General features: G+C 62.0%; 18 protein-coding genes and 1 tRNA gene. 6 read left to right on the top strand and 13 right to left on the bottom strand.

Going from position 1 to position 22,331, the window contains the following annotated elements; translation table 11 throughout:
• Positions 1 to 138: 138 nt before the first annotated feature.
• A complete protein-coding gene (locus tag AC1DCJ_RS09300; RefSeq protein ID WP_478070771.1) occupies positions 139 to 717 on the bottom strand; it encodes an energy transducer TonB in 579 nt (192 codons plus the stop codon).
• 157 nt (positions 718 to 874) lie between these two features.
• Positions 875 to 1,504, bottom strand: a complete 630-nt coding sequence (locus AC1DCJ_RS09295) for an energy transducer TonB (protein ID WP_448136085.1) — start codon at positions 1,502 to 1,504, stop codon at positions 875 to 877.
• Positions 1,505 to 1,637: 133 nt separating this feature from the next.
• Here AC1DCJ_RS09295 and serS point away from each other — a divergent pair, with 133 nt between their 5' ends.
• Positions 1,638 to 2,918 (top strand): serine--tRNA ligase, encoded by a 1,281-nt coding sequence (gene serS, locus AC1DCJ_RS09290; protein WP_447594489.1) that lies wholly within the window; start codon positions 1,638 to 1,640, stop codon positions 2,916 to 2,918.
• 119 nt (positions 2,919 to 3,037) lie between these two features.
• Here serS and AC1DCJ_RS09285 read toward each other — a convergent pair whose 3' ends face one another.
• Together AC1DCJ_RS09285 and AC1DCJ_RS09280 are read right to left on the bottom strand one after the other, a co-directional pair.
• Complete coding sequence (locus tag AC1DCJ_RS09285) at positions 3,038 to 3,388, bottom strand: SH3 domain-containing protein (protein ID WP_478070770.1); 351 nt, start codon at positions 3,386 to 3,388, stop codon at positions 3,038 to 3,040.
• 196 nt (positions 3,389 to 3,584) lie between these two features.
• Positions 3,585 to 4,166, bottom strand: a complete 582-nt coding sequence (locus tag AC1DCJ_RS09280) for an FMN-dependent NADH-azoreductase (protein ID WP_038687745.1) — start codon at positions 4,164 to 4,166, stop codon at positions 3,585 to 3,587.
• 125 nt (positions 4,167 to 4,291) lie between these two features.
• Between AC1DCJ_RS09280 and AC1DCJ_RS09275 the strand changes: the two genes are divergently transcribed.
• A complete protein-coding gene (locus AC1DCJ_RS09275; protein WP_038692047.1) occupies positions 4,292 to 5,284 on the top strand; it encodes a LysR family transcriptional regulator in 993 nt (330 codons plus the stop codon).
• A 156-nt stretch (positions 5,285 to 5,440) separates the two neighbouring features.
• Positions 5,441 to 5,530: transfer RNA gene (locus AC1DCJ_RS09270), tRNA-Ser, on the top strand.
• A gap of 285 nt (positions 5,531 to 5,815) precedes the next feature.
• Here the strand turns inward: AC1DCJ_RS09270 and AC1DCJ_RS09265 are convergent.
• The 9 genes from AC1DCJ_RS09265 to AC1DCJ_RS09225 all read right to left on the bottom strand — a co-directional run bounded on the left by AC1DCJ_RS09265 (position 5,816) and on the right by AC1DCJ_RS09225 (position 18,706).
• Complete coding sequence (locus AC1DCJ_RS09265) at positions 5,816 to 10,060, bottom strand: NACHT domain-containing protein (protein WP_478070769.1); 4,245 nt, start codon at positions 10,058 to 10,060, stop codon at positions 5,816 to 5,818.
• A 121-nt stretch (positions 10,061 to 10,181) separates the two neighbouring features.
• Positions 10,182 to 14,120 carry a hypothetical protein gene (locus tag AC1DCJ_RS09260; protein WP_478070768.1) on the bottom strand — a complete coding sequence of 1,313 codons (3,939 nt, stop codon included), beginning with the start codon at positions 14,118 to 14,120 and terminating at the stop codon, positions 10,182 to 10,184.
• A gap of 36 nt (positions 14,121 to 14,156) precedes the next feature.
• Positions 14,157 to 14,738 (bottom strand): gamma-glutamylcyclotransferase, encoded by a 582-nt coding sequence (locus AC1DCJ_RS09255; protein WP_478070767.1) that lies wholly within the window; start codon positions 14,736 to 14,738, stop codon positions 14,157 to 14,159.
• Between the two features lie 419 nt (positions 14,739 to 15,157).
• Positions 15,158 to 15,604 (bottom strand): lysozyme inhibitor LprI family protein, encoded by a 447-nt coding sequence (locus AC1DCJ_RS09250; RefSeq protein WP_478070766.1) that lies wholly within the window; start codon positions 15,602 to 15,604, stop codon positions 15,158 to 15,160.
• 61 nt (positions 15,605 to 15,665) lie between these two features.
• A complete protein-coding gene (locus AC1DCJ_RS09245; protein ID WP_478070765.1) occupies positions 15,666 to 16,166 on the bottom strand; it encodes a DUF4189 domain-containing protein in 501 nt (166 codons plus the stop codon).
• 96 nt (positions 16,167 to 16,262) lie between these two features.
• Positions 16,263 to 16,601 (bottom strand): hypothetical protein, encoded by a 339-nt coding sequence (locus AC1DCJ_RS09240; RefSeq protein ID WP_478070764.1) that lies wholly within the window; start codon positions 16,599 to 16,601, stop codon positions 16,263 to 16,265.
• A gap of 18 nt (positions 16,602 to 16,619) precedes the next feature.
• Positions 16,620 to 16,814, bottom strand: coding sequence for a hypothetical protein (locus AC1DCJ_RS09235; RefSeq protein ID WP_259203111.1), 195 nt, complete (start codon positions 16,812 to 16,814; stop codon positions 16,620 to 16,622).
• A gap of 79 nt (positions 16,815 to 16,893) precedes the next feature.
• Complete coding sequence (locus AC1DCJ_RS09230) at positions 16,894 to 17,316, bottom strand: hypothetical protein (protein WP_448136083.1); 423 nt, start codon at positions 17,314 to 17,316, stop codon at positions 16,894 to 16,896.
• 424 nt (positions 17,317 to 17,740) lie between these two features.
• The gene (locus tag AC1DCJ_RS09225) at positions 17,741 to 18,706 is read right to left on the bottom strand and encodes an AraC family transcriptional regulator (protein WP_478070763.1); all 966 of its coding nucleotides are present in this window, start codon (positions 18,704 to 18,706) and stop codon (positions 17,741 to 17,743) included.
• A 104-nt stretch (positions 18,707 to 18,810) separates the two neighbouring features.
• On the opposite strand from AC1DCJ_RS09225, the gene AC1DCJ_RS09220 reads away from it, so the two are divergent.
• From AC1DCJ_RS09220 to AC1DCJ_RS09210, 3 genes are all read left to right on the top strand, one after another.
• Positions 18,811 to 20,055, top strand: a complete 1,245-nt coding sequence (locus tag AC1DCJ_RS09220) for an MFS transporter (protein ID WP_478070762.1) — start codon at positions 18,811 to 18,813, stop codon at positions 20,053 to 20,055.
• A gap of 492 nt (positions 20,056 to 20,547) precedes the next feature.
• Entirely contained in the window at positions 20,548 to 21,552 is a 1,005-nt protein-coding gene (locus AC1DCJ_RS09215; RefSeq protein WP_478070761.1) for a sensor histidine kinase, read from the top strand.
• Positions 21,549 to 22,253, top strand: a complete 705-nt coding sequence (locus AC1DCJ_RS09210; RefSeq protein ID WP_038687758.1) for a LytR/AlgR family response regulator transcription factor — start codon at positions 21,549 to 21,551, stop codon at positions 22,251 to 22,253. The genes AC1DCJ_RS09215 and AC1DCJ_RS09210 overlap by 4 nt, the downstream gene beginning before the upstream one ends.
• The last annotated feature ends 78 nt before the right edge of the window (positions 22,254 to 22,331 follow it).

Below are 22,331 nucleotides of genomic sequence, written 5' to 3'. Positions count from 1 at the left end.
TTGCCGGGCAGCGCCCGGCACTACGTGTCTGCGGTTGCGTCGGGATGTGCCTGGTTGCCGGGCAGCGCCCGGCACTACGCCGCACAAAAAAGGGAGGCCATTGGCCTCCCTTTTTGGTTCCCGCCTCAGCGCCTCAACTTAGCGCTCGGTACGGAAATCCACCGGCACGCGCACCACGCTGGCCACGGCGCGACCATTGTTCATGGCCGGCTCGAACTGCCAGTTGCGCACGGTGGTCAGCACCGCGCGGTCCAGGTCGCGGTCACGCGAACCGGTGCGCTGCACGATGTTGGCATCGGTCACGTGCCCACGCGGGTCCACGCTCAGGCTGGCCACCACGCTGCCCTGCACGCCACTGCGCAGCGCACTGGCCGGGTAGGTCGGCTTGGCATTGCTGGCCAGCGGGCGCGCCTCGCGGTTACGCGCGGCCACGGCCGGCTTGCGCTGGGTGGTGGCCGGTGCGGCCTGGCGCGTTGCCGGGGTCGGTGCAGTGGTGGCGGCAGGCGTCTCGGTCGCCGGCAACATGCGCTCGCCAACCGGCGCGGTGCTGGTTTCGTTGGGGTTGGCGTAGCGCAACCAGACCAGCGCGGCGGCAAACATCGCCACGATCAGCGCCATCCACAACCACGGCGAGGTGCCACGGCGGGCCGGTTCATCGGTCACGTCGCGCTGGTGCTGCGGCGACGTGTGCATGTCATGGGCATGGGTAATACTCATGGCGAACTCCTGATGTCGTTTTGACACCCGCAGTCTTGCCCGTACCCGGTTGTGGATGTGTCAGCGCACCGTCAACGCGGCGACTGCATTGCCATCGAGGTTCAGCTTGATGAGCCGTTGCCGAATCAGCGTTACGTGATGATCCGGCGGCCGCGGATTACTGCGGCTTGAAGTCGAACGGTACCTCGATGCTGCCCGGCACCGGCTGGCCATTGCTCTGCGCCGGCTGGAAGCGCCAACGGCGCACTGCATCCGATGCGGCGCGATCAAGATCGCGTGAACCACTGCGTTCGATGATCGTCACGTTCGATGGGTAGCCGGTGGCATCCACATCCACGCGCACCACCACCGTGCCGGAATCACCACGACGCAGCGCGGCAGGCGGATACGAGGGCGGCGGCGACTGGTCGGCGATCGGCTGCGGGCGGTCACCGGCAGCGGCGGCCACCGGGGCCTCGGCGGTCGGCGCAGCGGCGGCGGCCGGCGGCGGCGGGGGCGCGGTTTCCACGAGCTGCGGGGCTTCTTCGCCGGGCGGCAGCGGCTTGGCGTCGGGCATGTCGCTCGACCCGGCCGCGGCGGGCAGGGGTTCGGGCAACGGCTCGATATCGGCCACCTGCTGCGGCGTTGCCGCCGGGCCGGCTTTGTAGAAGTCGTCGTTGCGGCTGCTCAGCCACACCACCAGGAACAGCAGCACGCCAACGCCGAAGGCGATGCCGGCGATCATCAGGCTGCGCCGGGGCAGGTGGAAGGTGATGTTCTTGCCAGACGAGGAGCGGGAAGCGGACATGAGCCATACCGTAGTGAACCCCCCGATTCTGACACGCCCGGAATGACTGAGGGGTACATGGCGGCCCCCGGGCGGCAGAAATCCGCATAACAGGCGATAATCCCCCTCCAGTCCCAACCCCATCGCACACGCCATGCTTGATCCAGCCCTGCTTCGCCAACACCCCGCCGACCTTGCCGAACGCCTGCGCTCCTCGCGCGGTTTCGAGCTGGATGTGTCCGGGCTGGAGTCGCTGGAAGCAGACCGCAAGCGCATCCAGGTGCGCACCCAGGAACTGCAGAGCCTGCGCAACAGCCGCTCCAAGGCCATCGGCCAGGCCAAGGCCAAGGGCGAAGACGTCTCGGCGATCATGGCCGAAGTGGCCGCGTTCGCCGACGAGCTGAAGGCCTCGGAAGTGGCCCTTGACGAACTGCGCGACAAGATCGAAGCCATTGCCCTGGGCATTCCCAACCTGCCGGGCGACGACGTGCCGGCCGGCGCGGACGAAACCGAGAACGTGGAGCAGAAGCGCTGGGGCACCCCGCGCAGCTTCGACTTCCCGGTGCTGGACCACGTGGAGCTGGGCGCCCGCAACCGCTGGCTGGACGCGGAAACCGCGGCCAAGCTGTCCGGCTCGCGCTTCACCGTGCTGCGCGGCCCGCTGGCCCGCCTGCACCGCGCGCTGGCCCAGTTCATGCTGGACCTGCACACCGACACCCACGGCTACCAGGAAACCAACGTGCCGGCGCTGGTCAACGCCGACTCGCTGCGCGGCACCAGCCAGCTGCCCAAGTTCGAGGACGACCTGTTCAAGACCGCCGTGGGCGAGTCCACCCGGTACCTGATCCCGACCTCGGAAGTGCCGCTGACCAACATCGTGCGCGACGAAATCATCGACGCCGACCAGCTGCCGCTGCGCATGACCGCCCACTCGCTGTGCTTCCGCGCCGAAGCCGGCAGCGGTGGCCGTGACGTGCGCGGCATGATCCGCCAGCACCAGTTCGAGAAGGTGGAGCTGGTGGCCGCGTGCACCGCCGCGCAGAGCGAAGACGAACACCAGCGCATGACGCGCTGCGCCGAAGTGGTGCTGGAAACCTTGGGCCTGCCGTACCGCAAGGTGCTGCTGTGCACCGGCGACATGGGCTTTGCCGCGGTGAAGACCTACGACCTGGAAGTGTGGCTGCCCTCGCAGGACACCTACCGCGAAATCTCCTCGTGCTCCAACTGCGGTGATTTCCAGGCCCGCCGCATGCAGGCCCGCTGGCGCAACCCGGAAACCGGCAAGCCCGAGCTGCTGCACACCCTCAACGGCTCCGGCGTAGCCGTGGGCCGCGCGATGATTGCAGTGATGGAGAACTACCAGAACGCCGACGGCAGCATCACCGTGCCAGATGCGCTCAAGCCCTACATGGGCGGCCTGGACACCATCGCCTGATCCACGAAAAACCCGCCGAACGGCGGGTTTTTTGTTTGTGCAGCACCTCGGGGGCTCTGGCGGGGCGATTCGGGCATTGCGTGCAGCCACCCATGGGGTGGCTCTACCCCTCACCTGGGTTACATCGCCCGCAACACCCGCAACGGCACCCACCCCTCAACCCCGCCGCCCGCCGGCGCGCACCACGCCCAGCCGTTCAGAACGCGCCCACCCACCAGCACCTGGTCCGGGTCTACGTCCAGCTCGCGCGCGCAGTAGTCTTCCTTGGCAAACGCATCGCCCTGCGCATCCCGCTCGATCACCTGCGCCGGCACCCAGCCCGGTGCCTGGTCGGCGGCTTCGCACAGGAACCAGTCGTCCCAGCCTTCCGCGCCTTCATAACGCTCACCCACCTGCAGCGCTTGGCCACGCGCCAGCGTGATGGGGTGGGGGAATTCGCTCCGGTGCGGAGCAACGACCAGATAGCGCATGCGGGCCCGTCCTGAACAAGTAAGCGGTCAGCGTAATGACGCTCATCGACCTTGCCCAGCACCTGCATCGCAGTTGCGCCATTGAAAAAGAAGATGGCCCCAAAAGGGGCCATCAGGCGCAACACCGGCGGGGGAGGGAGAACCGGTGCTGCGCGCCACGCCGCCACGACGAGGAGGAACGGCGTGGTGTTACACCTTAGGCAGCAGCCAGCTCACGCGGCTGCGGCAGGGTGGCCAGCGCCTGGGCGATGGCATCGGTGCGGTGCTGCGGCGAATAGGCAATGCCCTCGGCGCGCACGAATTCCACATCGTCGATCCCGAAGAACGCGAACACCTGGCGCAGGTACGGGTCCTGGAAGTCGGTCGGGGCGCCGGTATGCAGGCCGCCGCGGCTGCTGGCCACGATCACGTGCTTGCCGCCGGCCAGGCCCACCGGGCCGGTATCGGTGTACTTGAAGGTTTTGCCGGCCACTGCCAGGCGGTCGATCCACGCCTTGAGGGTGGAGGCCACGCTGAAGTTGTACATTGGGGAGCCGATAACCACCACGTCGGCGGCCAGGAACTGTTCCAGCACCAGCGCCGCGTCGGCCACTTCAGCCGCGTCGGTCTGGGCCAGCGAGCTGCTGCGCAGGTGCGCAACGGGCTGGGCGTCCAGGTCGCGGTAGGTCACTTCCAGGCCCGGCACCTGGTCGCGCCACTGCTGGACCACGGCGGCCGAGAGCTGGCGGGAAACCGAGTTGTCGCCAAGGACGCTGGCATCGATGTGAAGAAGCTTCATGGCAATCACCTGTTATCTGGGGAGGGGCGGGCAAGGCGCCGCCGACGGAGAACAGGTTAGGTTGTTGCTTGGCTGGGATAAAGGTGGTTGAATACCACGTATTGTTCTATATCTGGAACTTCGGTATGCACGACCTAAACGATCTCTATTACTTCGCCATGGTGGTCGACCACGGCGGTTTTGCCGCGGCCGAACGCGCGCTGGGCATCCCAAAATCCCGCCTGAGCCGGCGCATCAGCCAGCTGGAAACCGACCTGGGCGTGCGCCTGCTGCAGCGCTCCACGCGCCGCTTTGCGGTGACCGACGTGGGCACCAGCGTGCACCGCCATGCCCAGACCATGCTGGCCGAGGCCCAGGCCGCACGTGAGGTGGTGGACAGGCTGAGCGCCGAGCCACGCGGCCTGGTGCGCGCCAGTGTGCCGGTCTCATTGGCGCAGATGCAGCTGCCCAAGCTGCTGCCCAAGTTCCTGGCCCAGTACCCCAAGGTGCGCCTGCAGCTGAACATCAGCAACCGCCGCGTGGACATCATCAATGAAGGCTACGACGTCGCCCTGCGCGTGCGCTCGCGGCTGGACGACGACGGCAGCCTGGTCATGCGCAGCTTCGGCCAGGTGCAGGAACTACTGGTGGCCAGCCCGAAGTACCTCGACCGCGCCGGCCGCCCCAAGGACCCGGACGAACTGGCCAACCACGTCACCCTGAGCATCAGTGAAGACGAAGCCCGCCAGCGCTGGGAACTGCACGGCCCGGAAGGCGCGGTGCGCCGCGTGGACCTGCAGCCGCGCGTGGCCGGGTTCGACTTCCCGCTGCTGCAGAGCATGGTGAAGGACGGGTTCGGCATCACCATGCTGCCCGAAACCGTCTGCGCCGACGCCGTCCGCAGCGGCGAGCTGGAAGTGGTGCTGCCGGAATGGTCGCTGCCGCAGGGCATCTGCCACGCCGTGTTCGCCTCGCGCCGCGGCCTGCTGCCGGCGGTGCGTGTGTTCATCGACTTCCTGGCCGAACACCTGCCGCCGCAGCTGGAGGCCTCGCGCCTGCATTGTGATGGCGCGTGTGAGCGGGCCAAGGAGAAGATCAAGGCCAGTGCGTTGGGTGCGTTGGCGGTGGATGCGGGCTGAGCCCGACACCGACCGGGTGGGCAAACCTCACCTGAAATGCGAGAATGCGACCCCCGGCCAGTGCCGGGTAACCATGCCGGACGGGGCGCTGCCCCGACCGGATGCCCAGGTTGCAATGACCTGGGCACGCGGGGGCGCGGACAGCGCTACCGATACGGAGAGATGGCCGAGCGGTTTAAGGCACCGGTCTTGAAAACCGGCGAAGGGTCAAACCTTCCGTGGGTTCGAATCCCACTCTCTCCGCCAATCACCGCCGATTACCGCACAAATAATCCCGCCATATCTTTTGTTATCAGATAGATAGCACCATTCTGAGCAGTCGCGCTTCGGGCTGGGGTTCGCGCACGCCTTGCCATGTGGGATATCCCTTCGTCACAACCGCCGGTCATACGCCATAGCGTGCTTCCCTTCTGCTCGGCATGACCGGGTTAGGGCCGTGAACGGACTGGTGGCTTTGCGATAGGAGAGCCGGAATGCAGACACGCGCTTGCTTTCGGGCCGACATTTCGCCCGGATCATTCGCCTACCGAATCAGTTCCCGGCCTCTGCGTCGGGATCCGGCGTCAAGATCGGCCAAGGGCGCCCTGACGCAAGATAGGGATGGCGTGGTTCCGATTCTGGCGCACCGTACTCGTCCCGGAGCTTGTCTATGAGGTTGAGACAGCGGGCGGCGGGGTCATCCTTGCCGCCGCCGCCCGTCATCGCCAGCAGCTTCCGGCGCAGCTCGACCGCGGGGACGGGCAGGACATTGTAAGCACCTTCCCAGTTCTCTGCCGGGACGTGCTGCGTGACGGCGCTTTGGATCGCCTGCCACGCCAGGAACGAGCGTCCGGTTTTCATCTCAAAATCGATCAGCATCAGTACGCCGTCCGTGCCAGGGTCTTCGGCAGCTGCGCTGGCTAGCAAGGCAAGCTGCTTCGTTGTCGGCCCATCCTTCAGAAGGTAGTAGACGTAGGCGCGCACCTCTGGGAACTCCGAAAGTAAGCCGCCCAGTTCGCGCTGCCAACGCCACCCGTCGTATGACTTGCCGTCGAGCGCGCCGCTGACGGTCAAATCAACAAGGCGGCGCGCGGCGGATACGGTGCCGAGCCTCAACGCGGTCGCGCGCCACTGGTGGTTCTGGTAGAGACGCGGGTCTTCTTCTGCGAGCGTGAAAGTCACGCCTTCTGCGTCGTCCGAGCACGAACTGCTGAGTCCGCTGACCATCTCTTCGAGCATTCGTGGGTTGCGCTGTGCGTCCGGTATGCCGCGCACGATGGCGGGCAGATCGGTGATAGGCGTGGTGAACGGCAAAAGGCGCAACCAAGCACGTAGCTGATACGCGTCGCTCTGAGTCAGAATCCAGGCCTCCTTCTTGGCCGCCTCAAAGGTCTCAGCTATGCCGTCGGCCGCGAGCTTGATGTCGATGTCCTCGCCAGAGAGGCTCAGCGACAACAGCAAGGCTGCGCGCGCCTGCCTCGGCGCGAGAGAAATGAGCTTCTGGATCGTCGCGTCACGCTGGCCGTGCGGGAGCCGTGCTCCGACAATGCCGAGCGCAACTGCCAGCTTCACCTGCGCATCCGTCGAACCGTCGACAATCAAGGTCTCGATTGCGTCGAAGATTGCCTCTGCCTCGACCGATGTCGCGGCGGGATCGCCGGCGCGCGCCTCGCGGCGCGCTTCCACGCGCGAGAAATCTACGCCGCTGCGGAACTTCTTGTCGTCCTTGGGTTCGTTCGCCTCAAACCACTGGGCAGCCAGCACACGCGCCGCCAGCTCGCCAAATTGCTCATCCGTCAGGTATTCACGCATCAGCGCAAAGGTCTCCTGCGCATTGATCGCCAAGAACGCACGTTGGTACTCGTGCATGTGCGGGTGCTGCGCTTCGTGTACAGCGTCGCGATCCTTCCAGCCGCTCGCAGTCGCTTTTTCGCGGAAAGCCCGATAGCGACGTAAGTTGTCGTCAAGCAATCTCTTCAAGGATGGAAGATGTGCGACGGACGGTGCGTGGCTCATCATCGTTGCAATGGTGGCCACTCGCCAACGCTTCTCATCCCCGGCGGCGAGCATGCGCTCTGCCCATTCGCGCGCCAGCACTCCGATTGCGGCCAAGCCTTCCTCATTGAAGGGTCGCGCCCGCTCTTCGTCGCCGTAGGTCTCACGGGAACACAGCTCGGCCAGTTGGGCGATTTCCTCATTGTCAGCGTTTACCGCCCGCGCCTGAACGGCGGCCACCAAACTTGCGCCCGGCGTGTGGCCGATACGGGCGCGCAGATCGTGATAGCGGTCACCCGCCGCCTGGCTGTACTTCCCGCTGGCGTCGCGCACGACTTTCCCAGCGGCAAGATACGCGTCTATCAGCCGGCCAACAGCGTTTGGTCCCAGCACTGAAGCGGCGGCCTCGGCGCGGGCTTCGTGGCGGCTTGTTTCTTCGAGGGCGATCCCGAGCAGTGCGTCGTCCTCAAGGGCAAACCCGGCGGCCGCAAGAATATCGTCGGCGCCGTAGAAGAGTTCGCGGTGCTCCCGCACGCGGCGCAGTAGCCCGTTAGCGAGAGCCTCTGGAAATCGCTTTCGCACTTCATTCAACAAGTGCATTTCGCCATCGCGTTTCCGGTCGATCTCCATTTCGGCAACAATCTCAGTAACGTCGGTATCGTGGCCATCTCCGACCGGCGCGTGAACGAGCGTGCGCAGGCGCTGAAAGTGCGAAATGCCAGCAACCTTGCGCCGTTCGCCCGCTCGCCGGAGTTCCTGCTGGACGGCATCGACTGCAATGTCGTCGAGGTGACCCTTTTCAGCGAGGATGTCGTAGGTCGCGTCGCCCGCGTCAGCGAGCAAGTCGGCGACGTGGCGATCCGCCCGTCGAAATGAGAGCGCATCGACCACTGTCGCCTTCACGTCCGGATCGCTGTCAGTCTTCGCGATTGCGGTAGCAAGGTCGAGGCCGTCGATTCCGCCATGCAATGCGATTTCATGCAGTACGTTCTTGCGGATTTCCGGTGGCAGTGCTGCGATGCGCGCCGGCGCGTGGTTCCCAAGCACGGATGGGCGAAATCGCTTCGCCGCCCGGAGGACGGGCAGATGCACTTGGGTGTTTGCGTGCGAAATAAGCGGCCAAAGAAGATCGGCGAATTCCAGCCTGCCGGACGCGATCATGAAACGCACGGCGCGATCCACCTTGCCTGGCGCGTGCCACTGCTCAGCAAGATCCCGCATTTCGGTGCCGATCGGTGCCCATACCTCCTCGGTGGCGCGGAAGATCATCTCGCCCGCGAAGACAGGATCGACGTCAAATGCTGCGCGGATGGCCGCGCTGCATGCGGCCTTATGTGCGGCGTCGCCGCGCGCGCTCCGTTCGACAGCGAACAGGATTGCTTCTTCCCACGGGCGCTGGTCCAGCACGTCGGCCTTCAGTTTCTCGCGTTCTGCCGGGTCGTTGGCGGCCTGCAGCATCAGTCGTTCGACGTAGTGCGAGGCGTACCATTCTTGAAATTGCTGGTGCTGGAACGAATAGCCCGGCGCATCGCCGGAGCGCGTCAGAACGTGATTGCTGACAAGCGTGTCGAGCAGCGTGTCGGGTTGTGTGGTGATGGTGATCTGCCCATCGGTCATCAGGACCCGCGCGGTCTCGGCAACCGATTTGCGCGCGTTGCTGTCCGTGATCGCCGTGTTGGCCGTTGTCGTGGCGAACACGGCGAGGTCATCCAAATAGTCCTGCTGGAAGCCGAGGGCCACGGCATGAAGCGCCGCCGCACGGCGGGCTTCCTGCTCGTGCGCGGCAACGAAGCGCCGTAGCACTTCTTCCTTTGTGGTCGGAAAAGGCGCGCCCTCTGGCAGCAACAGCAGTGCCGTGAGATAGAGAGGGATGGTCACAAGATCCCGGACGCCCGCTGTTCGCCAGGCTTGATCGACGAGCTGTGCGCCATCCTCGCCGCGCATGGCGCGCGCAATCTCCATTTGCTGCTCGTCGTCAAGCGGCAGCAAATCGACCCGCGTCCCACCGAAAGGAATGTCGAGAGCCTGCCTGCGCGTGGAAATGACAAGACCAAGCTCCGGCAATTCAGTCTTGAGGGCCGTGATTTGCACGCGCGCGCGTTCGCGTGCGGCGGGATCCAGTTCGTTCCAGCCGTCAAGAAGTAGCACGACGCCGGGGTTCGTCGCGACGGCGTGGAAATCCTGTTCGGAAATTCCGTTGAACGCAGGGCGCTTCAGGATGGATACGAGCAACGCGTCGCCTTCGGTGGCCCAATCTCCCAACGGCACGATAAGCGGCGTGCCATTGCCGATTTCCAACAGACCGTCGGCGACCTGAAAGAGAGTTGTCGTCTTTCCCATTCCGGGTGCCGCGACAAGGATGAGGTCATCCAGTGTGGTCACCGCGTTGGCAAGCGCGCGCGTACTAAGCGCCTCGTCCACATGCTTTACCTTTAATGTCAGCGTGAGCGCCACGTTTGTTCCCGGCCATTTGGGTGTTCGACGAAAGACGGCCAAATCTGCAGCGGCAGCTTTTTGAAAGCGTGCACTGATCTCCGCAACCGTCGGCGGCATGGTCGGGCCGAAGGGAAGCTTGTCGATAACGCTGCGCCACATGTCCTCAGAGTGCTTCTGCTTCCAAGAGTGCAGAAATGCATCGGTGAAAATGGGATCATCTGAATCAATTGCCTTTGCACAGTCTTGGCAAAGCCAAATCCCGTTCTCATGCGATTTCCGTTGGTCGGGCGTCATATCGGCGCGATAGCGGCGTGCACCAACTCCGGGGGCTGCAGCGCAGATATGAGCGGCAACTCCAATATTCATTTCCTTTGAGCCATCGCTGGTCGGCGCTGACGTCAGCTTCCTGCAACTAGGATTGCTACAATGATGCCGGGCTTGCTTCGCAAGGCGATTCTTGGTTGCCTGAGTGAAGTCGTCCCTATTTTTACTCTTGGTCATCGACGATCTGCTCGGATTCGGTCGCGTGAACACGTTTGATAGTTTTCCCGTCGATGGACATTTCGACGATCTCGGCTGACATCAAAAGCAGAGACACATATCCCGCCGCCTCGGCGATATTGCTTGAAGCCCCGCCAATCGCAGCCTGCGCTTCAGCGGCGAAGTCAATGTCCCCAGTTCGCAGATGCTCGATCAATTCGGACACATCCGATTGCAGGGCTTGGTCAAAAGCATTGAGTCGTCGGGTCAGTTCCTCATACTTTCTTGTGAAGGCGACCTCCAAGCTCCGACGGGCAACAATCTCTTCTTCGGGACGAGTCTCATTGCCAAGGAACTTTTGATCCATTGCCCCAAGTTCGCCGGCAAGATTCAGCACCTCCCCAAACATGCTTGCCATAGCAGATGGGGCTTGTGGCAATCCGAGTTGTTCAGCCCAGAAGGCAGCGCCTTCCACGTCAGGAAGGAGGGTCTGGTAACCAGACTTTGCGAGTGCCGGGAACGCGACACCCTCAATGTTAGGCATGATCGTCAGGTGGATAGATGAGTCCACCAACGACCGCACGAGTTCGGCTTGTTCAGCGAGCTTGACCGCCGCATCTGCAATGTCGGGCGCGGGTAAGAACGCGAGAACATCAGCTGGCGGCCACGGTAAAATACCCTTGGCATTAACGCGAAGATGGAACTGTGCGGCGACCCCGGCTTCCTCTGCCAGGCGCTCAATTTCTGCCTTTCGCTGAGCTAGTCGTGTTTCTCCGGCAACTTTGGCAGAGAGTGATACGAGCCGAACGGAGTTGCCTACTCGCGCATCTTTGCCTCGTGCCGCCCAAGTTACCGCTGGCGCTTGCTTCCTTTCATGGGCTTCTCCGGCCAGAAGTCGCAACGTCTGCAATAGCGTCTTGAGACGGGCAAGCATTGGCGGAGGACCGTCGGCGATGAGCTGCCAAGGCTCTTCGGCAATTGCAGTGTCGACATCGGCGATGAGATCGCTCAGCCAGGCAATGTATGCGCCAGCTTGGTCGGGCAGTATCGCGAACCTCTTGACAAGATTGACGCTTGCGCTGTGCAGGAGGTTTTGAAATTTGGTGACGGCGGTATTGGCTTCTCCGCTTCCCGCACCCGACGCTTCCAATGACGAAACAGCGGGGGGTGTCAGCGCTTCAGTATCAGCATTAAGCGCATTCAGTCTGTCGGCGAGATTGCCGAGTGCATCCTTTCCTCGAAAATGCGCGTCGAAGACCTTCTCCAACGTCGGCACAAGGGCATCGAGAATTGTCACGCCTCTGGCAAGATAGTCGCTATAGCTCGGAGCGGCGACGCGGCGGGAAATCAGATCACCCCACCGCCGATTCCACTGAGGAACTGAAGGTGGGGGAAGTTTTTCTCGGGGAATCCGCTTTGTTGCGAGCGGCAGCTGGGCAAGGCCAGCCAACTCGCCGCTTGCCGTAATGGCGTTGGCCACCGCAATGTCCGCCGACGGACACAGGGCTAAGATTAACTCGCACAAACTCACAACTGCTTCATGCGGATTTCCCTGTACGGAGCCCGCAACGTACCAAAGATCGCAACGGACGATCACTCCATCATCGGTGCTCTTGATTGTTACAGGGCCGGCCCAAGCCGTCTCTGCCTGAACCCGTGCGAACAACGCCTCTTGCCCGACCTCGACGACCCAGTGACTGGCGATCTCACGATCCAGAGCGGAGAGTGTCCCCATCACCGACCCCACAAGATTTAGATCGGCGTTCAACAGCTCTTCTGGAGCATGCACGAGGCTGGTCCGTACCATGGCTGGTAAAGGCATTCCGACCAAGGCCGAGAGAATCTCATCAAGGCTCGTGAGGTCCGCTGTCTCGATTAGAGCAGACAAGGCAGAGGGTGACATACGCTCCATCAACAGGCGGCGAGGGTCATCTTCCGGCGAACCTTTGATCTGCGAAAGTCGATTCGCCGCGGCTTGGACCTCCGGGATGATGCTGAGACTACTCAGATCAATACCCGCGATCCCGAACATTGCGGCGCTTCCGACTTGCGTTCGCGGCAGCGCACGCGCTTCAGGCGTGTGCAGCCATTCGTCGACGCCCGAAGACACGCGGCTCGAACCCAGACCCCGGAGCGCTGAAGCCAACGCTCGCGCATCCTGTTCGCCCTCCAAGCGGGCAATTAAGCCATCGAGCACCGCCGAAACAGGTAAGCGCACCGCAGATAGCGTGTCCGCGACCAAGGGCCCGAGATCGGTGGCGGGCACACTTGCGATCGTCCGTTCGAAACTCGTTTCGAGGGTCGGCAATGTCGTCTGGTGTGTGAGCTGCAGCAATTCTTCCGATCGAAGCTGGTGTAGACCGGTGACCGCGCCCGGAGCAGGTGAGCGGACCAGATGTTCCTTGATGAGGCGCTGTAAGGCGCGTGACAGATCGGCCTCACTGACCGAGAGCGCGCGCGCCAATCGTGATGCATCGACTTCGGCACTCGCTACGCCTGCCCAAGCACCGGATCGCAAAATATCAAGTTCGAGGGAACGCATCGGATCTGAAACCCTGGCCGCAACCTGGTCGGCGAGGAGCTCGTGCATCCTCTGTCCGCGCGTCAGGATATGGACATATTCGAGAAGAAGACCATCGCTCATCTTCCACGGCTCGTACCAGCCTGCCCAGTTCGTCTTTTCAGCTTCGCGCAGTTCTCGCCAGAGTCGTTCTGCGAGTTCATCATCAGGATCGGCACGTACTTCGGCTGCACGCGCACGCTCGGCAATCAGCGTGACATCTTCTTCCCGGACCGAGCCGAGCAGGACGACGCCGGGCACAGACATCGCTTCTTTGAGCAAGCCGCCCCAGCTTTCCGGCCCATTCCGGCCGACGTCATCCATGACAAAGCCCAGGGGACTGTCTTCTGAAGCGCGAAACGTCCGGACCAACTGGCGCAGAGATGGAATATCCGCCGCGCTCAGACGACGGATACGAAACCACCGCACCGTATGGCGCAATGTGTTGGCGGCCTCCCACATTAAAGCGGATTTTCCGGCCCCTGACGGTCCGACGATCAACGCGGCCCGGCGTTGTTCAATACCTTGCACCAACGCCGATCTGCTTCCGGGGCGTTCAGCCACCAAACCTGCCGCGATGTGACCGGGTTCCACATCAACCCCAAGATAGAAGTTCGGATCGTTGAGAGGTGTGAGGAAATCGACCGGCTCACAGACGCCATCCATCAGGGCGCGTTCGATCGCGTCAACGTCGATAGCAGCCAAGACATCTCGGATTGCCGTTTCAGTGTCAGAGATCGAAACGCCACGATATTTCTCCGGCGCCAACCGGCCATTGGCGTCTGCCAAAGAGCCCACGCGAACAAGCAGTTCGGCAAAGCACATCTGGGCCGCAATCGGGGCGCAGTTCAACCGATCTACGATCAGGCTGATCGCCGATTCCTGCGGTGAGGTCACAACGGTGAGCGATGTTCTCGGGAGAAGATCAGAGGCTCCACCGAACTTTGAAAGTCTGGTGCTGATCGGACCTTCGATTGAGCGGACTGCGGGGTGGTCGTCGAGGGGGCTGAGGCCCGTCACCTCCCGCTCAAGAACGAGTTCCAGTCGCTGCGGCCGCGGTGCGGAGCCAAGCGACCGGTTCCACAGGTCTTCAATGTGTCCGACCGTCTCGCCTTCTGTATAGTCCCCAAGGTGTTCCCGTCGGCTCTTGACCTGGACAAAGCTCGTTGCTTCGCCACGCAGCTCGATGTCGTCACCACCTTCCGGGATCACGATGGCGGGCGCTCGCTGGCCAGCCCATATTTTCACCGACAACCAAGCGGATATGGCGTCTTGGTAGCGAAAGCCGCGGCCTGCGTTGGAGCCGGCCCTAGACGCACCCTTGGCCGGTTTAGACGCCAGCTTTGGGTCGCGACTCCGCTTGTTGTGTTCAGGCTTCTTATCCAAGTATTCGATCCCTAGCGCAAACTCGGCGTGCCGCGACTACGCGCCGGGTTGAGTCGATTTGCGATCAGCAATTTCTTCAGCAACAGGCCAGCCGTCAGACTGTTGAGCCTTCCTGACAGCGGCTGCGAACGCGTTGACGGTACAATCTTCAACACCAGCCGCGTTGAGCTTTTTGGCAATATTGAGCACGTAGTCCGAAGCCTTACCATCCTTCCCAACGGCTGCCATGGCCATCGCAACCAACTCGTCGAGAGTTTTTCCTGTGATGACGTTTTTCCCCACATAGACTGGTAAATACGCCTCCACTTTGCGGCCGTCGCCCAGTTTGACCCTCATCTTTCGTAGGGGAAAGTTCTTGCCTTCGCGCTGTTCAAGGTCAGCGAACACTTCGGTCTGTTTCGAGTCGTCAAACTCAAACGCATAGCCGACGCAAGTCCCGTCAGCCTTTTCGATCAAGTTTAAGGTAGGGCCAGGTGTGGTATTGGTCCCCCAGTTCACTTGCGACGCTTTGTTGAAAGATCGTTCATAACCTTTTAGCTCCGCCAACACCCCATTCGCGCCGCCATGCGGTGTTTGCCAGTTGTCCCACATAAGCGACCCATATCCGAACACCCACATTCCATTCCCTCCATTTTCTATACAATGTGATATCTTCATATAGCCGATCGTCCCGACCCAGAACTTAGAAACAATACCATGTAATGTCGGGAGTAACCTTTGGTCGTGCGTTGGGCGTTCCATCGTTTTCCCACGCAAAGTGGCCGGCTGCAATTCATAGATCGGATGTCCGCTTGCGGAGCGCCGCGGTGGTTACCTGAACCATCCGCGATGGGCGCGCGAAGCGGAGGTCTGATGGCTATCAGTCAGCTCTGCCGCCCCCTTATGCCTATTTTGGAGGGGTATAGAGGGCTATGGAGTAGATATAGTTCTCATCACTATCCCGCATGCCCCGCCACTGATCCCTGAATCATTGATTTGAAATCAACATCCTGATTTCGATGGGAAGGCAGGAAGCATGCAGACGAAACAAGTTGCGGCTACCGATCGTTTGCGATCGATACGTATTCTTCCAGAACATTGGCGCGCTCGCAGAGACGGAAAATTTCTCGCTGCATGACTTGAAAGCTGCTCACCGTTTCGCTGCCATAGAGTGACACCTCGAAGGCATTGCTGGTGCTGTGGAAATCCAGCCAGTCGCGTTCGGCGCGGATCAGTTTTTCCTTGTCCGTACCACGCTGCTTGCTGAGTAGCGAACTGTAAGCGGTGTTCAATCGCGCGTCTTGTCGTTTCTTCTCCGCAGATTGACATTCAGCAAGGGCGATGGTGTCTGACTCCGCTTTTTCAACGCAGCCATAGAACACATTGCTGATGCCTGCAGGCGCTTGACGTTTGATGACCTGGGCGGTGCTTTCATACGCCTGCGCGCCCGATCCATACATAACGAGTGCAAGGCTGAGGATAAAAGTTCTGGTTGGTGTTCTCATGCGGGGAGATTGCCGTCCGTAGGATGCGTCAAGAAAGAGTATTTTTGTTTGAAGCTTTCAGTTAGCGGATACGGACTGGGGGGCTGCATGCGCTGTACGAAGCCACGCAATTCCTGTCGACCTCTTCACACTTTTGAATGCCGGATGCAATCGCTTCATCCACGGTCGCTCTGGACGCGATGTTGTACACCCGTTCGCCAACAATCATGGCTGTGCAGCCGTTCTTATACGAGTTCTCAATCTGGCAGCGGCCGCCGCCTTTCGACGCGCAGTCAGCCAACGCTGCTTGCTGTGCGGCAGGTTCACTTGGCAATCCGGTCGAGAAACCAAGAATGCCCTGTGGTTTGTCGCCGGCAATCGCACCCCAGCGGTCCTCCCACACAGGCGCTGGAGCACTTGGCACTTGCTGTGGTCCTCTGCCGTTACCAGGGATGGGAGCACATCCTGCAGCCGCGCGTCCGCCAATCGGGTAAAAACCTGCCGGGCAGTTTCCTTCGGCATGCGCGCCAGCGCTGACGCACGAAAACAAAAGTAGTGCGCCTAAAACACTGATGCGTTTCAAGTACGAACTCCTTCGCTTTGGTATGGCCCGATGGCATCCAAAACGGGCGATGGATTGGACGGTTGACCCCTCTGCCGCCAACGTGTCGTGACCCTGTTACTGGCGAGTGTAATTGATCACATGGTCAGGAAACAACGCTTCATAAAAAGCGCTGGGAATGCCGAGGATGGTTATCTCGATGCAATCAGGCAGAAGCTCTTCAGTGCAGTCCAGAATGGCAACTGCCATGGATGGAACAACCACGCCCGATTCCGTTTTTACTGAAAGGGTCAGGCAGGACTGGTCGACGTGATTTGTGCGGCACTCGTTTTGAATGGCGAGATACCCAGCGGCTGGCTCGAACTGGCCGAAAGCAACGCCCATGGGAGGATCGCCACTCTCCAGAGACGAGTAGCCAACCAACATCATTCCGCTATAGATCGAGAATCGCGCCATCTGATCGCCAGCCTGGATTCACTTGGCCGCAAGGGATGCCTGAAGTGCTGCAGCCAACGCGGCGTCACCGTTGACCAACTCCGTCCACTGCAGCTCCAACCCCTTCCTCCGCCCCTTCAGCACGAGCTTGAGCCCGCTCGGGTCGATGGTCAGTGTGTACGTGTCGTCGCCGACCTGCAGTTCTCTACGAATTGCTTTGTCGAGTGGGGTCATTTCCCGCTCCTGCTTAGAGGGATGGACGGGGGAGGAAGACGCTGGCGCTGGAAAACGCCTGCGATCCCTGCAGCCGCAATCAGCCCGGGTAGGTCGGGAATCGCTCGCCGGGGTGCCGCTTCTTCCACTCGGTATGGGCGACGGTGCCTTCCCAGGCGAGGAATGCTGCTGGCGGGCGTCCTCGTCCCGACCACGTCTCACCACTGAAGGGCAGCCAGAACCGGGGCGGCAGGTCTTCCTTTGGAGCCTTGGGTGCCTTGGGAACCTTGGCCTGTTTAGGTGGCTTCGGACTGGCGCTCGCTCCGATCGCCTCGCGGATCCTGCGCTGCTGCGCAGGGCTGAAATCCTCGAAGTAAGCGCTCAGGAGCAGATTGACGCGCTTGTAGGCTTCCTTGGTCGCTGCACTGAGAAGTGCCTTGTCCGTTGCTGTTCCCGACGGGATCGCGCCGGCAGGGAGGTCCAGCAGCGACGCGGAGGGATTGTTCGAGGTATTGCGGGGCATGGGGGTCGGGATCTGTGCAGAGCTGGCGCCCAAGATACCAAATGGCTGGACGATCACGTCAGGCGGCCTCAGCGATTGGACCGCAGGCAGCTGGGCACCGGCAGGCCGTGCCTGGTCAGGCGACAGGACGACAGTCAGCCAGCGTTGCCTCCGTATCGCGCCGTGCGACTCCCCGTATTCACCATGGACCCATGACGAAAGCAGACATCGGAAAGGCGCGCTGGGCGCGCGCACGGGCGGCTTCGCTGTGGCAGCAGGCCGACACACTGGACCTGCAGCGGGGTGGCGACTGGCGGGCGAGGGCGAGTCGACGCGCTGCTGCGGATCGCCTTCGAACAGAGGCGGCGCGCTTCGATGGGATCGCCAACCGGCTGCAGCCCGTTGACGACGCCCAGGCGGCTTGAGCGGCCGCCAAGCTGACCCCCTATGGCGAGGCCAAGGCGCGCCCGCGCCGGGTCGCCCCAGGCGAGTGCCCCATCACGCGCTTGTAGGCGCGACTGAAGGCTGCCTGCGACGCGTAGCCGAGACGCTCTGCCACGACCTCGATGGAGAGGCTTTGGTGGGTCAGCCATTGGCTGGCCAATTGCATGCGCAGCTCCGTCACGTACCGCAGGGGCGCGGTTCCTATGACGGTCTGGAACCGGTCTGCAAAGACAGAACGTGAGATGTTGGACTCTGCAGCTAGCGCTTCGACGGTCCAGTCACGCCCAGGGTCTCTGTGCAGGGCAAGCAACGACAGCGATAGACGCGGGTCGCGCATGGCCATGACCAGGCCGGATGCGCCGTCGCAACCGCGCTCCACCCAGTCACGGACGATCATGGCGGCAACGGCATCCGCCAGCCGGGCGAGGATGCCTGCAAAGCCAATGCGTCCGGAACACACCTCGCGCTTCATCGCGTCGACCATCGGCAACAGCCCAGTAAACTGAATGCCGTTGCCATCGGCCAACATCACCGCCGGCATCACCTTGCTCAACCCTTGCATGCCCCCCAGATCGACCACCATGCATCCGTGGAAGAGCACGGCGCTTGGCACGGCATGGGTGCTCGGGCATGTGTCTATGCCACTCACCGTGTCACCCAGCGGGGCGGCGTCTATCGTTTCCAGGCACTGGACGGGATGGTCCTCGCCCGACAGCAACGCGTGGCCTTCTCCGCGCGGAAGAAGCACGACATCGCCGGCGGAGAGAAGGTGTTGGCTGCCGTCCGCGCCGCGAAGAATCGCGGCGCCCACTGCCAGGTAATGGAAATAGGCATGCCCTGGCTTCGGGGGAAATCCAAGCCCAAAGGTCGGCCCGGTCTGAATGCGTCGGTATTGAACGCCATGCAGCCGCATGCCGGTCAGCAGCTCGCTGATCAGGTCGGAGGGCTGGGGTGGAGCGTGGCTCATGGAGACGGCTCGGGGTTTCGATCAAAAATACAGGTTGAACAATCATAGATCATCCAGACGTCGCTCCCTAGACTCTCGGCTGCACGAATGCACTGGGATCTTTGATGAGCAATAACGTAGTGGATGCCGCAGGCGCGCCTGATTCTGTGACCCGGGAGAGCGGGGAGCCGTCTTCGTCGGCATGGGTGGCCGTGTTTTCGCTGGCCATGGGTGTCTTCGGGCTGCTCACGGCCGAATACCTGCCTGCCAGCCTATTGACGCCGATGGCGGCGGACCTGGGGGTGTCGGAGGCGCTGGCCGGTCAAGCCGTGACGGTCACCGCTGTGGTGGCGCTGTTCGCTGGCCTGCTTGTGCCCCGGCTGACCCGGTCGATCGACAGGCGCCTGGTGCTGTTGAGTTTCACGGGTCTGATGATCCTCTCCAACGCGTTGGTGGCGTTGTCGTCCAGCATGGGCGTCCTGCTGGTGATGCGCGTCCTTCTGGGCGTCGCGCTGGGCGGTTTCTGGAGCATGGCAGCGGCCGTGGCCATGCGGTTGGTGCCGCCGCAGCGCGTGCCTCGCGCGCTGTCCATCATCTTCAGCGGCATTGCGGTCGGCACGGTGGTATCGGTTCCTCTGGGGAGCTACCTCGGCGGGCTGCTGGGCTGGCGCAGTGCCTTCTGGGCGGCGACGGCGGTAGGTGGACTCACGTTCGCGTTCCAGTGGTTCACGCTGCCCCGAATGGCCCCGCGCAAGGCGGCGCTCCCGGAGTCGGTGGTGGGTCTCTTGCGCAGGCCCGGTGTTGCGGTCGGCATGCTCGGCTGCGTTCTGGCGCACACCGGCCAGTACGCGCTCTTCACCTATATCCGCCCGACGCTGGAAAGCCTGGGGCAGATGAGCGCCGATGGCCTGGCCCTGATTCTGCTCGGATTCGGTGTGGCCAACTTTGTCGGCACGCTACTGGCCGGCTGGCTCATGGAGCGCAGTTTGAAAGTCACGTTGGTGATCATGCCTGCCCTGGTGGGCGCAGCCGCGCTCGGCATGCTCCTGTTGCCGGTGGGCGTTGGCGGGCTGGCGATCCTGGTCGCGCTCTGGGGCCTGGCCTTCGGCGGCGTGCCCGTTGCCTGGTCGAGCTGGGTCGCCCGTGCGGTGCCCGATCAGGCCGAGAGTGCCGGTGGGATGGTGGTCGCTGCTGTGCAGTCTTCCATCGCGGCGGGGGCCGCGTTGGGCGGCTTGGTGTTCGGGCTTGGGGGTATCGTTGCCGTCCTCACCGTTGCTGCGGTGGTGATGCTGCTGGCCAGCCTGCTCATTGCGCTTCGGGTCAGGGTGAGCTCGGCGACGGTCTCGGCGGGTCCGGCCTTTCACATCTAGCCGTCCTCCCCCCTGAGTGGCAGGGGGATCAGCCCGAATGGCGAAAAGGAGAAGGGGCAGTACGCTGGCTATCCCGGATGGATGGCCCTCAACCAGGTCAGAGGCTGTGTATAGGTTGCCATGTGACGTGCGGCGCTGCAGGTGGACCGAGAGCGCGCCGGCCAGCTCGGCATCGTCCATAGCCTAGGTGCCGGCGACAAAGACAAGCCCGGCGATACAGTGACGTTGACGAGCATGCTCCCTGCGCTCGGCGTGCTTGTGCTTGGTTGCTTGGCGATGAGTCGTCATAAAGAGCCGGGCATATCCACTTCCTGGAGTGCCATGGCTTACTCTTGCATTCTGTCTAGGGGAGTAGAAAATGGCTTGGATGATTCGATCCCTGCGGCTCCTTTGACCAAGTCGAACACCACTCCCACGTCTTTGAACACTTGAATGCCTGGCAATCAGTCCATCTTGAGAGTTCGATGGCGTTGGGTTGGGCTGTCTTGGCTCGTGCTCGCGTTTGCCTACACACCTGCCGTCGTCTTGACGAGCCCATCAGATGGCGCGCGGAGCGCTTCGGATATCCTGCATGCCTTCCTGTTTCTCGTCGGCAGCTACACGCCATGGGCATTGGCCACCCCCATGCTGTTCGGTCTCTCAGAACGATGGATCATCGGAGCTGGCCGGTCTGCTTACCACCTGATTTGGGTTGCATTGTTCGGTCTTCTAGCGATTCCCCTTCTAACAGGGGCGGGCTGGGGATTGGGGCATGGCGTCTTGAATATGTTCGGACTTGCTGGGCAAGGGCAGTTGGATCTGGGCAGCAGTCAGCGTGCTTTGGTGGCCACCGCTCTATTTGCCATCCCGCTTTACCTGGCTGTCATGGGGGTAGGGCAGCTGTTGGCCCATACGGCCCTGAAAGGCGAGCGAGAGAGGCTTCTGGCGCGTTTGAACGAAGAAGCATTGAGATCACGGCTACACCAGCACTTCATCTTCAACGCGCTCAATGCCATCGGCGAGCTTGGATATCGTGATGCTCCCAAAGCTGACCGGGCCTTGGGTCATGTCGCAAACTTGCTTCGAGCGTTGCTGGAAAGCGCTCCTGCGGTGGCTTTGAGGGACGAGATTGGGGCATGCGCTGAGTTCATCGAATTGCATCAGGTGCTATCCGGCAACATTACGTTCGTTGCGGAAATCGAGCCTGGTGCTTGGGACGCATCCGTCCCTTCGATGGTGTTGCAGCCGCTTTTAGAGAATGCCATCCAACACGGCCCGGATACTGACGGGGCAGTCGAGATCAATATTGGGGCCAACCTTCAAGACGGGGACCTTGTCATCAGTGTGGTGAACTCGGTCAACAGGCGCTCATCTGGCGGTCTGGGCATTGGCTTGGACCACCTCAGGAAGCGATTGGTACTGGCGCATGGGGCTGGGGCATCGTTGACGACTCAATGTGAAAAGAATCGGTTCATTGCTTCAATCCGTCTCCCGCTGATGGAACACTATCAACCGTGATTCGCACGCTGATTGTTGACGACATTTCTCTTGCGCGAGCGCGACTCATTCGGTTGCTGGCGAGCGAACCTGACGTCACGATCGTAGGGGAGGCATCAACGTTGGAAGCTGCGCTTGAGCGCGCGAACTTTGGGGATGTCGATCTCATTCTTCTCGATATCGGGCTGCCGGATGGCAGCGGCTTGGATCTCGTGCAGCATCTTGAGGAACTGGTGCCGCACATCGTCTTCATCACCGCTTACAGTGCACACGCCGTTCGCGCCTTCGAGACCGGGGCGTTGGATTACCTGTTAAAGCCGGTGGACCCAGATCGCCTGCAGTTGGCCATGCGCCGTGTCCGGGAGCGCCTCGATGGAAAGGTCGAGCGCACCGTGCGTCTAGCGGTTCAATCGGGCGATCGGACGGTCTATCTGTTGCCGGCAGACATTGACTATGTCGACGTAGCTGGCCATTACGTGTGCATCCATGTGGGAAAGGATACGTATTTGCGCCGCGATAGCATGGCAAGTCTTGCGGAGGCGTTGGAACCAAGTGGGTTTCTCCGTATCCACCGATCCTCATTGGTGAATGTAAGGCGCATCGCAGCACTTCGTTCCGCGCGAAACCAGGACGCTCTCTTGGAACTCACTGACGGCACGATCCTTCGGGTCAGTCGACAGTTCCGAACACAACTCGAAGCCAGTTTGCCGCGATTGCCGTAGATGTCTGCACGATTGGTGCCACGTAGAGCACGGCTCACGCCAAAGTCCGTCTCAGGTATGCGTCCTGCCCGCACGCTT

The organism is Stenotrophomonas sp. 10N36, from assembly GCF_056395005.1.
This window is presented reverse-complemented; position numbering and strand designations above follow the sequence as displayed.

Bases quoted from the DNA above. Each gene is read 5' to 3' on its own strand.
- AC1DCJ_RS09265 (WP_478070769.1), bottom strand. From the start codon at position 10,060: ATGAATATTGGAGTTGCCGCTCATATCTGCGCTGCAGCCCCCGGAGTT.
- AC1DCJ_RS09240 (WP_478070764.1), bottom strand. From the start codon at position 16,601: ATGGCGCGATTCTCGATCTATAGCGGAATGATGTTGGTTGGCTACTCG.
- AC1DCJ_RS09275 (WP_038692047.1), top strand. From the start codon at position 4,292: ATGCACGACCTAAACGATCTCTATTACTTCGCCATGGTGGTCGACCAC.
- AC1DCJ_RS09220 (WP_478070762.1), top strand. From the start codon at position 18,811: ATGAGCAATAACGTAGTGGATGCCGCAGGCGCGCCTGATTCTGTGACC.
- AC1DCJ_RS09235 (WP_259203111.1), bottom strand. From the start codon at position 16,814: ATGACCCCACTCGACAAAGCAATTCGTAGAGAACTGCAGGTCGGCGAC.
- AC1DCJ_RS09295 (WP_448136085.1), bottom strand. From the start codon at position 1,504: ATGTCCGCTTCCCGCTCCTCGTCTGGCAAGAACATCACCTTCCACCTG.
- AC1DCJ_RS09225 (WP_478070763.1), bottom strand. From the start codon at position 18,706: ATGAGCCACGCTCCACCCCAGCCCTCCGACCTGATCAGCGAGCTGCTG.
- AC1DCJ_RS09250 (WP_478070766.1), bottom strand. From the start codon at position 15,604: ATGAGAACACCAACCAGAACTTTTATCCTCAGCCTTGCACTCGTTATG.
- AC1DCJ_RS09285 (WP_478070770.1), bottom strand. From the start codon at position 3,388: ATGCGCTATCTGGTCGTTGCTCCGCACCGGAGCGAATTCCCCCACCCC.
- AC1DCJ_RS09300 (WP_478070771.1), bottom strand. From the start codon at position 717: ATGAGTATTACCCATGCCCATGACATGCACACGTCGCCGCAGCACCAG.
- serS (WP_447594489.1), top strand. From the start codon at position 1,638: ATGCTTGATCCAGCCCTGCTTCGCCAACACCCCGCCGACCTTGCCGAA.
- AC1DCJ_RS09230 (WP_448136083.1), bottom strand. From the start codon at position 17,316: ATGCCCCGCAATACCTCGAACAATCCCTCCGCGTCGCTGCTGGACCTC.
- AC1DCJ_RS09280 (WP_038687745.1), bottom strand. From the start codon at position 4,166: ATGAAGCTTCTTCACATCGATGCCAGCGTCCTTGGCGACAACTCGGTT.
- AC1DCJ_RS09255 (WP_478070767.1), bottom strand. From the start codon at position 14,738: ATGTGGGTGTTCGGATATGGGTCGCTTATGTGGGACAACTGGCAAACA.